Genomic DNA, 13,670 nt, shown 5'->3' with positions numbered 1-13,670 from the left:
ACTTCGCCTCTCCGACAAAACCCGCACCTTGCAGCGCAGCAAGATATTTCTGAACCGTCTCCGTTACACTGGGTATTCCTACAGGCACATCTTTCATATCAGCCTTGATACTCCAGAATGAACAACCCGCCATTGTAGTCGTTTGCGTATACAAGTCCCTGTTTGTCCACATAGACATCACAGTTCTGGATCACCAATGGACGGCCCGGACGGTGATCAATCAACCGGTTTGGCTTGGGCGGAACAAAGGCCGCCACTTCCATGGGGCGATAGGCGTCTGAAATGTCAGTCACGCGAATGCCTGCATTCTGCATGGTTGAAAAAATTAACTGATCGCTCACCAACCCATCGGGCCGGTTCTCATAGATGTTGTGGGGCCCAAAATGCCCATCTTTCTTGCAATACTCAGCCTCTGACGGGATCGGGAACGTCGAGATACTGACCGGGCTTGAAGGCACACGGTTATCAAACATCCAGATGTGCTTGATCCCGTCTTCGCAGTTGTCGAGCACCGCTTCGTCTACAACAACCAGCAGGTCTCTGTCCGGCAGTGGAAGGCAGTTGTGCGTGCCGCCACCAAACGGCGGGGACCAGTTTTTATGGACAATCAATTCCGGATTGCTGCGGTCTGTCACATCGATGACCACCATGCCCTCGTCGCGCCAAGCTCCGTAAGCCGTATCGCCATGAATGATGGCATGGTGCAACCCACCTCGCCGCTCGCCATTGTGTTCTTCACCAGCAGCCAGGTTCATGCCCGGTAACCAAAAACGCCCTGCCTCTTTCGGATTAGCTGGATCGGCTATGTCGATTGTCATGAAGATGTAATCTGTGAACCCGTCCAGAAGCACAGACGCATAAGCCCAACGCCCGCCTGTATACCAAATCCGATGAATCCCCCCGCCCTCAACAGGCATGAACGAAATCTTTCTTGGCTCAGCCGGGTTGGAGATATCGTAAACCGTCATACCGGCGGTCCAGTCGCGCTGCCGTGTCTGCTGCGCTGTGCCGACCTTCTTGCCCAATGCCCCTTTGTAATACTCGGTTTCATCCTGGAACTCTGCCGAGGCGAACATGTCTTTTGCATTGATCACCAGAAGCAGGTCTTCATGGGTCTGAAGGTGGATATTCCACGTGTTAGCCGGTGCAGGCACATATGCCACGGGTTTTGGGTTGTGGGGATCGCGCACATCAATCACGCTAAACCCCTTTGAAAACATATGCCCAGTAAACGCAAAACCCTTGTTGATCATCAACTGCACCCCATCCGGGCGACCGCCTTGATCAGAATGACCGATCAGTTTCATATTGTTTGCATAGTCGGGTTTGGGCAGATCCAGCACGGTCATCGCAACATCCTCAGATAATTCCTGAAAGCGGGGTCACACCCCGAGTTGCCGATATTTTGCGAAAGGAAAGATTGGCCTGCATTCGCGCTCAGGTCAGTTTTTGTAGATTTTCGGCCAATTTAAATCTAAGCAGAAGACTTGCTTGATAAGGCTCCCCACACAAGCGCCAGAAGCAGCGTTCCCGCACCCACCACAATCATCAAATTCAAAGGGTCACCCAGCAAGAGTGCAGAGCTCACAAAGCCAATCACCGGTGACAACGTACTGAACAACGCGATTTGCGATACAGGAAGCGTTCGCCCTACCGCCACCATCAGTCCGAACCCAAGCCCCGTGGCCACCGGACCGACAAATGCAAGAAGCCCCAACCCGGCGAACGATAAAGAATGGAACTTCATCCCCCCTTCCATCCAGAACGCAATTGGAAGAGAGATCACCCCTGCAACCAGAAATTGCCAGAAAAGCGCATCCCGGACATCGCCCATCCAGTTATGCGTCGCGATAAGCTTCATCGAAGATGACCAGAATAGCGCGGCGAGCAAGATCAATAACAGCGGCCCCACGTCTCCAACCTGACCGGCTCCTAACAAGACCAGAACACAGCCAGTCGCAGAGGCCAGCGTCGGCCAAAGTCGACGTGGCGAAACCTGTTGTCGACATAAAATCCGGTCAATCAGCACCAACCACACCGGCGTGGTGTATATGAGAATACTTGCGGTGCTGGCTGGCACCCATTGCAGGGCCAGCGTCACCAACCCCATCTGCGCAACAAACTGAAGCAGCGCGACGCCAAGAATAACACGCAGATCCCGCCGCTCAAACTTCGGCAATCTATGCCGCGCGACTATTACAAAAACAGCGATTACTGGCACGCTTAGGCAATAGCGTAGCGTGACCATCCAAAACGGGGTCACATGAAGCAACGCCTGCTTCATGATGGGCCAGTTAATCCCCAAAATGACAATCGAAATCCATAGCATCAGATACGGCGCATCAAAAGACGCAGGTCGGCGCCGTGTACACCGACCTGGCTTGCAGGATTCTCTCGTATCAGGTGACCGGATCATCGGGCTAACAGTCCTAACGTCCAAAAATCGAGATTTTTGACATCGAACTGAGGTCAAACCTATGCGACAAGTGCTCCGCCTTCGATATCAATGACAGCGCCTGTGACAGACGGCGTATCAATGGCAAACAAGTAGCCCGCAGCGAGGTCATGAGGTTGCGCAACTCGACCGGCCGGTAAGCTTGCCGCCGCATTTTGAAGCATCTGGCTGCGAGCGGTGGCTTCCATTCCTGAGTAGGCTTCTGTCTCCGTCAGACCGGGACTGACTACGTTGACGCGCAGCGGTGCCAACTCACGCGCGAGTATCTTGGCGGTCGCCTCAAGGGCAGCATTCATTGCCGTTTTGACAAACGTCCCTGGCACCGTGCGCCGCGCCAGAAAACCGGACGTTAAGGTGATTGTTCCTCCGGGTCGAATATTTGACGCGGCAGCGTGAACCGCATTCACGCTTCCCCAGAATTTCGTATCAAATGCTGATCTTGCGCTGTTCAAATTCAGACCGATCAATTTCCCACTTGGGGCGTGCGATCCAGCTGTCACCACAAGATGGTCAAACAATCCTTGCCGTTTAAAAAACTCGTTCACTTGATCCTCGTCTGAGATGTCGAGCCCGTTTGAACGACTGGCCACCACCACCTCACCCGGCCGCGCACTCAACAACTCTGCCACTGCACGACCAATCCCTGAGGTGCCGCCAATAACGATAGTTTTCGTGGTTTTTTCAAAGCCCATCTAGTGTTCCTTCTTGTTCTGGGGGTTCGCGAAATACTGTTTCGATTACGGGCCCGCCAGGCGTTCTGAAAAACAGCCGACGCTCTCCCAACTCAGGCAATTCCATCGGGGCAAATGGTATCTTCAACCGATCAAGCCGCGCACGGAACGCCTCATATCCCTTCAAACGAAAGCCAATATGATCCCACGCCTCTCCTCCCCGGTCCAAGTGTCCATCGTGGGAACCGATGAGATGAACGATGGGTTCATCCTTCGCAAAGAGCCAATGACCTGGGATTGCTTGAATCGCTTTGGGTCGCGGGCGTTCTTCCAAATCCGGAAAAACCTCAAGGAAGAACTCCCGCGCCTCTGGGAGGTTAGAAGTACGAATTGTGATGTGATCAAGTTGCATGTATGCCCCCATCATTCTCATTAGAAGATGGTGCAAAAGGGTGCGGACAATTAGAGTGCTAAAGCAAACATGAGAGTTTGAGTTACTTAAAAAATTCGCACAAACCTCTTCCTACAAAGGCACCACCAAACTCTGTAGCTTTCGGGTAAGCTTCATGTTCTCTGAGTAGTCCACTGGACAGTCGATGATCGACACCGTGCCGTCGTGCAGAGCTTCGCTCAGAATAGGTAGCAAGCTTTCGCTACTCTCTACGCGATATCCTTTGGCGCCAAAGCTTTCTGCAAACTTGACAAAATCGGGATTGCCAAATTCAATGCCTGTTGCACGTCCAAAATGCCGATGCTGATGCCATTCAATCAGTCCATATTTGCTGTCGTTAAAAATCAGAACCACTAAATCAAGGCCCAGTCGGATAGCGGTTTCGATTTCCTGATTGTTCATCATGAAGCCAGCGTCTCCACACACTGCAACGGCATGACGATCTGGGAAAGCCAGTTTGGCAGCGATAGCGCCCGGTAGCGCAATGCCCATTGAAGCAAAGCCGTTCGAAATGATGCAGGTATTTGGACGTTCGGCTTGATACATGCGCGCCATCCACATCTTGTGCGCCCCCACATCAGAAATGACGATGTCTTCCACATCGAGCGCCTGCCTAAGATCCCAAACAATCTTCTGAGGCTTAACAGGGAAACTGCCGTCGTTCTGGAACTCCGACACCTCGGTCGCAATGCTCATTCGGAGTTCATGAAGCTGGGAGGCGGGCCTTGCCTTCACCTTTGCAGAAATCCTGGCAAGTGTATCACGAATTGTACCAACGATGCCCGCTTCCAAAATGTAGTGTTCATCAACTTCAGCCGGGCTCCGATCGATGTGAATTATTTTCTTGGTACACTCAGGATTCCATAGGCGAGGATGATACTCGACCATATCCACACCCACACAAATCACGAGGTCAGCAGCGTCAACGCCATAGCTAACGAAGTCTTTTGCCTGCAACCCGATAGCTCCAAGGCACAATGGATGGCTGAATGGAATCGCCCCTTTAGCCATGAACGTTGTTGCAACAGGGGCATTGATTGCCTCTGCGAAGGCTACCAAAGCAGAGGATGCTTTTTCCCGGATGACGCCATTGCCAGCGATAATCATCACTGATTTTGCAGCATCCACCATTTGAGCTACTTCCGCACATTTTCCAGACGGTGCAATAGGATCGACCGGTTGTTGTACACGAAGTGGCGTTGCCGGTGGGAGGTTGGAGCCTGCAATGTTTTCAGGCAGGTCGATGAATGCACAGCCCGGCTTTTCAGTCTGTGCGATCTTAAAGGCCTTTCTGACAACTTCAGGAATAATTTCGGGCAAAGGAATTTGCGTTGCGTACTTGGTGATAGGCTCGAACAGGTTCACAAGATCCAAAATCTGATGGCTTTCCTTATGCATACGCGCTGTCGAACCCTGCCCTGCAATCGCCACAACTGGCGCACGATCCATGTTTGCATCCGCAATCCCGGTAACCAGATTTGTCGCACCAGGCCCTAGCGTTGAAAGGCACACTCCTGCGCGTCCAGTTAAGCGTCCATACACGTCCGCAATAAACGCTGCCCCTTGTTCATGGCGTGTCGTGACAAACTCTATTGAACTATCCACAAGTGCGTCCATCACATCGATATTCTCTTCGCCAGGGACGCCAAAGATGTACTCGACACCTTCATTCTCAAGGCATTTCACAAGCAGTTCCGCAGCCTTCATTTCTACCTCTGCCATTTTTTGTTGATACTGTTGGTGACCGACGAGATGCTCAACGTCGAATTACAGTCATCTTTTCGACTGTCATGTCATGGTAAGTGCCTTTGATCCCGCCGACGCCCAGACCTGATGTCCCCAAACCAGCGAATGGCATCCAATCAACACGAAAGGCGGTATGATCATTGACCATCACCGCAGAGCCACGCAAGTTTTCGGCAACTGCTAGTGCGGTATCCAGGCTTTCGCTAAACACGGCGGCCTGAAACGAAGCGTCAACGTCATTTGCTCTGGAGACCGCCTCTTCAACTGTCGCGCATCTGAACACCGAAACAACTGGACCAAATACCTCCGACTTTGCGACTTGACTATCTTCGGGAGGATCAATCAAAACGGTCGGTGCATAGGTTCGTTCTGATATTCGGGCACCACCACACCGCAGGTTCGCACCTCCCAGAACTGCGTCGTCAACCCAGCCAGAAACTCGGTCAACTTCTCCAGTTGAAATCAATGGACCAACATCCGTGTCCGGTTCTCGCGGATCACCAGTGACGAGTTCGGAAGTTTTTTCGACCAGTTCATCAACAAATGTATCTGCGGCGTTCCCTACCGCAAATACCCTCTGCACAGAAACACAAACTTGCCCGGCGTGATAAAAACCGCCTTTGACAACACTCTCCACAGCAGAGCCGATACACGCATCCTCAGCAATCACTACTGGCGCTACACCACCATGTTCCAGTGCGCACCGGGCACCAGGCGCAAGCTTGCTTCGCAATGACCAACCGACATCGGCGGATCCGATAAAGCTAAAGAACGCAACCCGTGGATCCGTAACCAATTGCTCTGCGACATCTCGCTTCACCAACACAACAGTACAACACTCTTCCGGCAAACCAGATTCGTGCAGCAAGCGAACATAGCTCAGGCAGGACATCGGTGTTTGCATCGATGGCTTAATAATTACAGGACAGTTGGCCGCGACCGCGGGTGCGACCTGATGGGCAATCAAGTTCAAAGGGTGGTTGAAGGCACTAACCGCAACAACTGGTCCAATGGGGATTTGCCTCGTAAAGGCTATCCTTCCCTGCCCAGCGGGAGTGAGGTCCATTGGGATTTCCCTACCGCCAGTCTCGGCCAAAACTGTCGATGCGAGTTTCGTGCTCTGAGCAGCGCGGTCAACTTCTACCAAAGCGTCCTTTAAAGGCTTGCCGCCCTCAACGGCGATTTGCAGGGCAAGTTCTTCACGACATTCTAGAATCCTCGCTGCCAAACGCTCCAAGATCTCAATTCTCCGCCAAACGGGCAAACCCGCCGTATTTGTTCGATGGATCACGTTCGCTCGATCAAGCGCCTTGTCCACGTCTTGCCAAGTATTCAGTTCAACTCCAGCAATCGTCTCACCCGTGAATGCGTTATGAACCGTATGTATCATTTCCAAGCGCTCTTTCTTTGGGAATTGAGTAGGCCCGGCATCGTTTGGGAATGCCAGTCGGGCCTAAGTTCAGGCCTTGAATTCGACAGTTACAAAAACGAGAGGAGTCTCTCCGATATTTTCGAGGTCGTGAACAAAAAAGTCTCCTTCTCGAAGGTCGAAGTGTTGTGTGTCTCCTGCCCGATAGTCAGTGTCCCTGATTTCTCCATCATGATAGTGGGAGCGGGACTTCCCATCCCCAAGCACCGTCCAGAAGTAGGATTCCTCATGGCGGTGAAACGGTGCGCGTTCTCCTGGTTGAAGTTCCAGATGCCAGATTCGCAACGTGTCGGTTTCAGAGACTACGCGCGATCCAACCTGACGATTCGTCCAGTTTTCAACGATCTCTTGCCTCTTGTCTGGTGCCCATTTGGAGTATTGCTCCAAGCAGGATATGTCAGCCATTTCTCTCTCCTATAGTTCACATGATCTTTAGTGATACACATCTTTTCCCTTTCTAACACAAGTATTTTTTTGTTGACGCGTCTTCTAGCTATTTCTATTGATCGATTGATCATCATATATCAGGGAGGAAACGTGATGAGCTTCAAGGTCACAAGACGAAAATTTTTCAAGACTGCGACGGCGGCCACAGGAGCTGCAGCGCTCGCGGCTCCCGCCCTTGCTCAGGGCGGGACAGAGCTAAAGATGCTGACATGCTGGCCAAAAAATTTTCCCGGCCTAGGAACCAGCGCTGAGCGATTTGCAAAACGCGTGTCAGATGCGAGTGAAGGCAAGCTGCGCATCAAAGTGTACGGAGCCGGTGAAATTGTTGCGCCATTTGAGGTTCTGGACGCTGTAGCATCGGGCGCGGGCGATCTGACCCATGACACGCCTTACTATTGGTTCGGAAAGGACCCAGCCTTTGTGTATTTTGCGGTTGTTCCGTTTGGATTGACCGCCGATGAGCATTTCACTTGGTTGAAATTCGGCGGTGGTCAGGAGCTTTGGGACGAGTTGGGTGCAGCCCATGGTGTCAAGCCGCTTGCCAACCTAAACACCGGCGCGCAAATGGGCGGGTGGTTTAAGAACCCGATTGAAACCGCCGCTGATCTTCAGGGCCTTCGCGTCCGGTATCCCGGTCTGGGCGGGCAGATGCTGTCCCGGCTTGGGGCGACTCCGGTGAACATCCCCGGTGGCGAGCTGTTTACAGCGCTGCAATCCGGTACAATCGACGGGCTTGAGTGGATCGCCCCATGGAATGACTTGGCCTTCGGCTTTCACCGCGCGGCAAAACACTACTATTACCCTGGCTTCCACGAGATGGGGCATACGCTGTCATCCCATGTGAACGCCGAAGTTTGGGCAGGCCTCAGCGACACCGAGCGGGCCATCATGCAGGACGCCGCTGATGCGGAATATGTCACTTCGCTTGCTGAATACAACGCTCGAAATCTGGATGCACTGAACACGCTTGTGAATGATCATGACGTGCAACTGCACGAATGGCCCTCGGACATTGTCCAAGAGATGCAACGCATCGCCCCGGAAGTGCTCGCTGAAAGCGCTGCAAAAAGCCCAATGGCCACAAAGGTTCACGAAAGCTGGATCGCCTTCCGCGAAAACCAACGCCAGTGGGGCGAAATTGGTGACTACGCAAACGCGCGCCTAAAACAGGGCTGAGAAGCCCAGTGATAGCTGACCCCTGTCCACCCTTGTGGTCAGCTGATCCGATCCGGGGATTGGACCTCTTTCTCCCGGATCGGATCACCTTGCTTTGCATCCCTGCCCTCCAACAAATGGCTCTCCTGCTCTACAGCGGGGACCGGGAAAAATGATATGGAACAATCAACAACACATATGGCGCGAACGGGAGCGCTAGGACAGGTCATTGCCTGGACAGGAACCATTAGTAAATGGATGGCCGTTGCAATGGTTTTGCTCCAATTTGCAGTGGTTGTCGCACGATACCTCTTTGATGCGGGATCCGTGATGGCCCAGGAGGCGATCCTTTACCTCTTTGGGACCATGTTCATGCTTGCTATGGCCGACGCTCTAGCCTCAGATCGGCACGTACGTGTCGATATGCTGTATCACACGTTTTCGGCACGACGCAGGTGCATCATTGATGCCTTGGGAATTCTGTTTTTCCTCTTGCCGCTTTGCATCTTCATGCTTTGGGCATCCAAGGATTACGTGCTCAACAGCTGGTCCGCATTGGAAGGATCACGAGAAGCATCAGGTTTGCCCGGTGTTTTCCTGTTCAAAACAGTTATTCCTATCGCCTTGCTGCTCCTGATCCTGCAAGCCCTTTCGATCCTGAAACGGTGCATTCTACCGAAAGGACGTCACGATGGATGACATTCACACACTCTATTTGCTCGCCCTATTCGCGGGCCTGCTCATCTTCCTGATGTCCGGATTTCCGGTTGCCTTTGTTCTGGGGGGCGTATCTCTGCTTCTGGCGGGAATCGGTGTACTCTTCCAGCAATTTGACGCCTCATTTCTGGCTGCCATCCCACAGCGAATATACGCGGCAATGACCAACGATGTATTACTTGCAGTACCGCTTTTCGTGTTCATGGGGGCAATGTTGGAGCGAAGTGGCATCGCCTCTGAACTCTTAGACGGCATCGGCCGGCTGTTTGGCAAACGTCGTGGCGGTCTCGGATTTGCGATAACACTGGTAGGTGCACTTCTTGCAGCTTCCACTGGGATCGTTGGAGCAACAGTGACAACCATGGCCCTACTGTCCCTTCCGGTAATGTTGAAATGGGGCTACTCGCCGCGTTTGGCAGCCGGATCAATTTGTGCGGCGGGAACACTCGGTCAGATTATCCCTCCTTCTCTGGTGCTTGTCCTGCTGGCAGACACGATTTCCTCGGCGTATCAAAAAGCCCAATTGGCCCAAGGCAATTTCTCACCCGACACAGTGTCGATATCGGATCTGTTTGCCGGCGCGATCGTTCCCGGATTGCTGATGGTGGTCGTGTTCCTCATCTATCAAGTGTTGCTGACCTTTTTCAGACCGGAAACTTGCCCACCACCGCCTGAAACAGAAGCAGCGGAAATGAAGATTTCCGTTAAGGCCCTGCTCGTTAGGTTGGTACCGCCATTGGCGCTCATCCTTGGTGTGCTCGGCTCAATCCTTGGTGGAGTTGCAACGCCAACGGAATCCGCATCGATTGGGGCTGCAGGTGCCATTTTGCTGGCCGGATTTGGGTCAGAACACCGAAAACACGCCAACATTGCACTTCTTTTTCTGGCGGCGGCTGTATTTCTGAAGCAACTGGTTTTCGGCAATGTCGAGGCGCCGATTTTGGTAGAACGCATAAGTGTCGCTATCCCGGTTCTGATTTTCGTTGGGTACTTCCTTGTTGCTCTGTTGCGCGTCTTCAAGTCGGGGGCGATTTCCAGCACGGCCGTCGAAACCGTTCGGCTGAGCTCGATGGTGTTCATGATCTTGATCGGAGCGGCCATGCTGTCACTGGTCTTCCGCGGGTTTGGTGGCGATGAAGCGGTGCAACATCTGATCTCGAACGTTCCCGGTGGCCCTTATGCTGCTCTGGCGGTTGTTCTGGCGGTCATGTTCCTATTGGGTTTCATCCTCGACTTCATCGAAATCATCTTTGTCATCGTACCGACAATCGCACCTGTATTGCTGATGTCTGGGATTGATCCGATCTGGCTTGCCATTCTGATCTCACTGAACCTGCAAACCTCTTTCCTGACGCCGCCATTTGGATTTGCGTTGTTTTATTTCCGGTCTGCCGCCCCCCCGGACATATCGACACGAAATATCTATCTTGGTGTCATGCCATTCATCGGCTTGCAGATCTTGGTTCTGATAATTGTGGCATTCATACCAAGCATTTCCACCTGGCTGCCCTATGCACTAAGGTAAACCCAACGCCCTGCCCAATCCCTGGGCAGGGCAAATTTGTGCAATACCTGAACCACCAAACCGTGAAGTAAAAGATGCAAAACCCAGACACGCAAGTACCCGCCCCCAAAAAACGCACGCGCCTTTCCCCGCAGGACAGAGAACACCTGATCCTTACAGGTGCGATCGAATTTGTGGCGGATCATGGATTTGCATTCTCCACCCGCGAACTGGCTCGACACCTCAACGTCAGCCAAAGTCTGCTATACCGATACTTTGCGACCAAAGAAGAGATTATCGAGAAGATTTATGAGAGGGTCTATGTCGGACGTTGGAACCCGGAATGGGACGAGATTCTGAGAGATCGCCAACTTAGCGTCCAGGAAAGACTGGAACGCTACCTATTAGATTACTCAAAGGTGGTGCTTCAAAAAGATTGGGTGCGCATTTTTCTACTGTCCGCCTTCGAAGACCCGATCATTTCTCAGCGATATATTTCAATGTTGCGTAGACGAATTTTTGAACCCTTGCTTGATGAGCAACTCGTCAGCATGGGCCAAAAGGCACTTTCGAAACCAGAAGACCATGAACTGGCGCTGGAGTTAATCTGGGGGTTCCATTCGAGCATCTTCTACCTCGGGGTGCGGCGGTGGATCTATAAGACACCGACACAGGTGAACATAGAAACGCTGGTCCGCAGCAGAACTCGCAGTTTTCTTGTTGGTTTCGAGTCATTTTTGAGCGACCTCAACCATCGTGAAAACGGGAAAGCACCTCCCTCGGCAATAACAGTGAATGAAGGTTTGGAATGAAACCGAATTTTTTGAAAGCTGGATTCAGCTGGCAAAGGTGACTGCCGCTCCTTTTGCTCGGATAAGTCAGAGTTCTAATGAACAACGGTAGCAAAATGAACAAGGCAACGGTGGCGCGAAGCTAGTGGTAAAGAAACAATCAGGCTGGCCTTTCCAAGAAGGCTACCTTGTGGCTGGTCAAACAGAGGTCCACATCTTTACCGATTACCGCTGGAACGATGGCTCCGTGAGCCGCCGTTGGCTCGTCGATCCAGATGGTGTTGAATTTCGGTCAGTAGAGGCAAGGCCGTTCTCCCTAGAGACGACCAAGAAATCGGATCAGTAGGAGAACCACTCCGAGTGGCCCATGTTGCCTTCGTAGTCGCCGTATTCGACCATGATGCTGCGGGAATAGAAGTGCCATAGGCCACCGCTGGTCGGGTAGGCAATCTCCTGACCGCTTTCCGAGACGAATGTCGTGGGCCAGGGCGTGCGGGACCCGTAGACACGCTGGATGAAGCGACAGGTTTGGTTCTCGCGATCGCAGGAGCGGATCGACCAATCCCACTGCCGAGGCATATCCCGCTCCTTGTAAGACCGCCCTCGAAACCAGATCACATGGGTCCGGTTCAGCCACTCGTATTCGGGGAGGCTAGTGTCGAGTTTACCCTCCCCGCCAGGGCCACCCAGTTCGACTGGCACATGGGCGAAGGTGCAAACTCCGAAGGGCGGCAGGCTCGGCCATGGCGTGATGCGGCGGATCATGGTGCGATAGGCGCGCGCACAGACGGTGCTCGGGGGGAAACCACCCGCCATGCAGAGCATGATGGCGCAGTCGATGTCATAGGCCTGCGCCTTCTCAGGGGCGCCAAACACCGCCATCACTCCCATTGCAGCTGCCATCGCCTCTCGTTTCATGTCGCTCTCCCGCAAAAGTTGCACCGACTATCCTGCAATTTGTATTCTTCTGCAATATGTTGTATTGACTCCATATGACTTTATGGCCTTAGTGTCGTGAAGTAGAAGGGCTCTCGTGGGGAGAGTCCGAACATGCCGATAGCGCGCAACCAGATCCTGATCACCATCGATGGTGTCAAAGACCTGTCCGAGAAGGGCATCGCGTTCCGCTGCCGGTATGAACTCGTGGGGTTCACGGACGATGGCAAGCCGCGCTACCAGTGCATCTACCTGCGCGAGGGCGAGCCGGAAGCCATTCTGGTCTCGACCCGGATCACCCCGCACGGGCCCGAGCCGCGGTATTTCAACATATGGCCGGGGCTCTTCAAACATCATCTCGAGTTCGGTGACGGGCGCGATCTGCGCTTTGGTCCTGACTATGAGCTCACCCTCGAGGAGCGCGGCTGACGTCACAGCCTTCAGCCGCGACGGCACGGCGCGGACATCCGGCTGGACCTTTCATGGCGAACGACCTGCCTGGGCAGGGCTGGATGATAGCGCTGAGGCCGAAGTCGTTCTGGCCTCGCTGGACGCCACGCCGCCTTCCAGTCGCGGCGGCATCCTCTCCCTTATCCGGACGACTGCCGTCCGCCACCAGGGGAACCGTGCCCTGCGCCTAGCTGGTCTGAGTGCCGACGACTGGCAGGTCTTGTTCCGCGCCCTGGTTGAGGCGGAAAGCAGCTACAACACGAACGCCGTCAGCCCCAAGGGCGCTTACGGTTTGGGGCAGTTGATGCCGGACACGGCCCGCGCGCTCGGCGTCGATCCGCGCGATCCGTCCCAGAACCTCGATGGCGCCGCACGCTATCTGCTCGCGCAGATCGCCACGTTCAAGGACATCGATCTGGCGCTCGCAGCCTATAACGCGGGCCCGCACCGCGTGGTCGAGTATTCCGGCATTCCACCCTTCGCCGAGACCCGCGACTACATCGCGCGCATCCACCGGATCCGGTCCCGACTCGCGGGTACACCTGTTTCCGCGCCAGAAACCCGCGTCGCAGCCCGGGTGCCTGCGCGCGCTCCGGTCCTCATCGATCTTCAGTAAAACAAGGGAACTTCGCATGCTTCGACATCGCCTCAGCCGCCTCTTGCCTGCCGCCACAACCCTGGCGGCTTTCGCAAGCCCTGCCTTCGCGCAAGACTTGTCGCCGATCCAGACCATGCTGGAAACCGTCGAGGCCGCGCTGACCGGTCCGATCGGGATCGCTGTCGCCACGCTCGCGGTCATCGGCACCGGCTTCATGTGCATGATGGGACGGCTCAACTGGGGCTGGTTCGCCTCGGTCATCATCGGGATCGTGCTGATCTTCTCGGCCGGCACCATCGTCGACGGCTTCTCCTGAGAAG

The 13,670-nt window shown here is 53.9% G+C and carries 15 protein-coding genes; 7 read left to right on the top strand and 8 right to left on the bottom strand.

Going from position 1 to position 13,670, the window contains the following annotated elements:
- Positions 1–98: 98 nt before the first annotated feature.
- The 7 genes from GOW09_RS18630 to GOW09_RS18600 form a co-directional block, all read right to left on the bottom strand.
- Complete coding sequence (locus GOW09_RS18630; RefSeq protein WP_170756600.1) at positions 99–1,349, bottom strand: LVIVD repeat-containing protein; 1,251 nt, start codon at positions 1,347–1,349, stop codon at positions 99–101.
- A gap of 125 nt (positions 1,350–1,474) precedes the next feature.
- Positions 1,475–2,329 (bottom strand): DMT family transporter, encoded by an 855-nt coding sequence (locus GOW09_RS18625; protein ID WP_253285088.1) that lies wholly within the window; start codon positions 2,327–2,329, stop codon positions 1,475–1,477.
- Positions 2,330–2,475: 146 nt separating this feature from the next.
- Positions 2,476–3,147, bottom strand: coding sequence for an SDR family oxidoreductase (locus GOW09_RS18620; RefSeq protein WP_171120005.1), 672 nt, complete (start codon positions 3,145–3,147; stop codon positions 2,476–2,478).
- On the bottom strand, positions 3,137–3,538 hold the full coding sequence (locus tag GOW09_RS18615) for a glyoxalase (protein ID WP_171120004.1): 402 nt from the start codon (positions 3,536–3,538) through the stop codon (positions 3,137–3,139). The genes GOW09_RS18620 and GOW09_RS18615 overlap by 11 nt, the downstream gene beginning before the upstream one ends.
- 111 nt (positions 3,539–3,649) lie before the next feature.
- Entirely contained in the window at positions 3,650–5,299 is a 1,650-nt protein-coding gene (locus GOW09_RS18610) for an acetolactate synthase large subunit (protein ID WP_253285086.1), read from the bottom strand.
- Positions 5,300–5,333: 34 nt separating this feature from the next.
- Complete coding sequence (locus GOW09_RS18605; RefSeq protein WP_171120002.1) at positions 5,334–6,713, bottom strand: aldehyde dehydrogenase family protein; 1,380 nt, start codon at positions 6,711–6,713, stop codon at positions 5,334–5,336.
- Positions 6,714–6,782: 69 nt separating this feature from the next.
- Positions 6,783–7,157 (bottom strand): cupin domain-containing protein, encoded by a 375-nt coding sequence (locus GOW09_RS18600; RefSeq protein ID WP_170456186.1) that lies wholly within the window; start codon positions 7,155–7,157, stop codon positions 6,783–6,785.
- Between the two features lie 135 nt (positions 7,158–7,292).
- Here GOW09_RS18600 and GOW09_RS18595 point away from each other — a divergent pair, with 135 nt between their 5' ends.
- From GOW09_RS18595 to GOW09_RS18580, 4 genes are all read left to right on the top strand, one after another.
- Positions 7,293–8,375 carry a TRAP transporter substrate-binding protein gene (locus tag GOW09_RS18595; protein ID WP_171120001.1) on the top strand — a complete coding sequence of 361 codons (1,083 nt, stop codon included), beginning with the start codon at positions 7,293–7,295 and terminating at the stop codon, positions 8,373–8,375.
- A 156-nt stretch (positions 8,376–8,531) separates the two neighbouring features.
- Entirely contained in the window at positions 8,532–9,053 is a 522-nt protein-coding gene (locus GOW09_RS18590) for a TRAP transporter small permease subunit (protein ID WP_216598322.1), read from the top strand.
- The gene (locus GOW09_RS18585; RefSeq protein ID WP_171120000.1) at positions 9,046–10,596 is read left to right on the top strand and encodes a TRAP transporter large permease subunit; all 1,551 of its coding nucleotides are present in this window, start codon (positions 9,046–9,048) and stop codon (positions 10,594–10,596) included. Before GOW09_RS18590 ends, GOW09_RS18585 begins: the two co-directional genes overlap by 8 nt.
- Positions 10,597–10,670: 74 nt before the next feature.
- Complete coding sequence (locus tag GOW09_RS18580) at positions 10,671–11,387, top strand: TetR/AcrR family transcriptional regulator (protein ID WP_171119999.1); 717 nt, start codon at positions 10,671–10,673, stop codon at positions 11,385–11,387.
- 318 nt (positions 11,388–11,705) lie between these two features.
- On the opposite strand, the gene GOW09_RS18575 is transcribed toward GOW09_RS18580, so the two are convergent.
- The gene (locus GOW09_RS18575; RefSeq protein WP_171119998.1) at positions 11,706–12,284 is read right to left on the bottom strand and encodes a hypothetical protein; all 579 of its coding nucleotides are present in this window, start codon (positions 12,282–12,284) and stop codon (positions 11,706–11,708) included.
- Between the two features lie 132 nt (positions 12,285–12,416).
- Between GOW09_RS18575 and GOW09_RS18570 the strand changes: the two genes are divergently transcribed.
- From GOW09_RS18570 to GOW09_RS18560, 3 genes are read left to right on the top strand one after another with little or no spacing between them, the layout of a single operon-like run.
- Positions 12,417–12,731: a hypothetical protein gene (locus GOW09_RS18570; protein ID WP_050524067.1), complete on the top strand. Its 315-nt coding sequence runs from the start codon at positions 12,417–12,419 to the stop codon at positions 12,729–12,731.
- Positions 12,703–13,368: a lytic transglycosylase domain-containing protein gene (locus GOW09_RS18565; RefSeq protein ID WP_171119997.1), complete on the top strand. Its 666-nt coding sequence runs from the start codon at positions 12,703–12,705 to the stop codon at positions 13,366–13,368. The genes GOW09_RS18570 and GOW09_RS18565 overlap by 29 nt, the downstream gene beginning before the upstream one ends.
- A gap of 16 nt (positions 13,369–13,384) precedes the next feature.
- Positions 13,385–13,666: a TrbC/VirB2 family protein gene (locus GOW09_RS18560; protein WP_171119996.1), complete on the top strand. Its 282-nt coding sequence runs from the start codon at positions 13,385–13,387 to the stop codon at positions 13,664–13,666.
- Positions 13,667–13,670 lie beyond the last annotated feature (4 nt).

Source organism: Ruegeria sp. HKCCA5463 (assembly GCF_013034175.1).
In the GTDB taxonomy this organism is placed as follows: Bacteria; Pseudomonadota; Alphaproteobacteria; order Rhodobacterales; family Rhodobacteraceae; genus Ruegeria.
The sequence above is the reverse complement of the archived record's forward strand: the minus strand, read 5'-3'. Positions and strand labels throughout refer to the sequence as shown.

What these genes read in the sequence shown, in the direction of transcription:
- GOW09_RS18570 (WP_050524067.1), top strand. Translation starts at nt 12,417, where the DNA reads ATGCCGATAGCGCGCAACCAGATCCTGATCACCATCGATGGTGTCAAA.
- GOW09_RS18585 (WP_171120000.1), top strand. Translation starts at nt 9,046, where the DNA reads ATGGATGACATTCACACACTCTATTTGCTCGCCCTATTCGCGGGCCTG.
- GOW09_RS18625 (WP_253285088.1), bottom strand. Translation starts at nt 2,329, where the DNA reads ATGCTATGGATTTCGATTGTCATTTTGGGGATTAACTGGCCCATCATG.
- GOW09_RS18575 (WP_171119998.1), bottom strand. Translation starts at nt 12,284, where the DNA reads ATGAAACGAGAGGCGATGGCAGCTGCAATGGGAGTGATGGCGGTGTTT.
- GOW09_RS18600 (WP_170456186.1), bottom strand. Translation starts at nt 7,157, where the DNA reads ATGGCTGACATATCCTGCTTGGAGCAATACTCCAAATGGGCACCAGAC.
- GOW09_RS18560 (WP_171119996.1), top strand. Translation starts at nt 13,385, where the DNA reads ATGCTTCGACATCGCCTCAGCCGCCTCTTGCCTGCCGCCACAACCCTG.
- GOW09_RS18595 (WP_171120001.1), top strand. Translation starts at nt 7,293, where the DNA reads ATGAGCTTCAAGGTCACAAGACGAAAATTTTTCAAGACTGCGACGGCG.
- GOW09_RS18580 (WP_171119999.1), top strand. Translation starts at nt 10,671, where the DNA reads ATGCAAAACCCAGACACGCAAGTACCCGCCCCCAAAAAACGCACGCGC.
- GOW09_RS18620 (WP_171120005.1), bottom strand. Translation starts at nt 3,147, where the DNA reads ATGGGCTTTGAAAAAACCACGAAAACTATCGTTATTGGCGGCACCTCA.
- GOW09_RS18610 (WP_253285086.1), bottom strand. Translation starts at nt 5,299, where the DNA reads ATGGCAGAGGTAGAAATGAAGGCTGCGGAACTGCTTGTGAAATGCCTT.
- GOW09_RS18630 (WP_170756600.1), bottom strand. Translation starts at nt 1,349, where the DNA reads ATGACCGTGCTGGATCTGCCCAAACCCGACTATGCAAACAATATGAAA.
- GOW09_RS18590 (WP_216598322.1), top strand. Translation starts at nt 8,532, where the DNA reads ATGGAACAATCAACAACACATATGGCGCGAACGGGAGCGCTAGGACAG.
- GOW09_RS18565 (WP_171119997.1), top strand. Translation starts at nt 12,703, where the DNA reads ATGAGCTCACCCTCGAGGAGCGCGGCTGACGTCACAGCCTTCAGCCGC.
- GOW09_RS18605 (WP_171120002.1), bottom strand. Translation starts at nt 6,713, where the DNA reads ATGATACATACGGTTCATAACGCATTCACGGGTGAGACGATTGCTGGA.
- GOW09_RS18615 (WP_171120004.1), bottom strand. Translation starts at nt 3,538, where the DNA reads ATGCAACTTGATCACATCACAATTCGTACTTCTAACCTCCCAGAGGCG.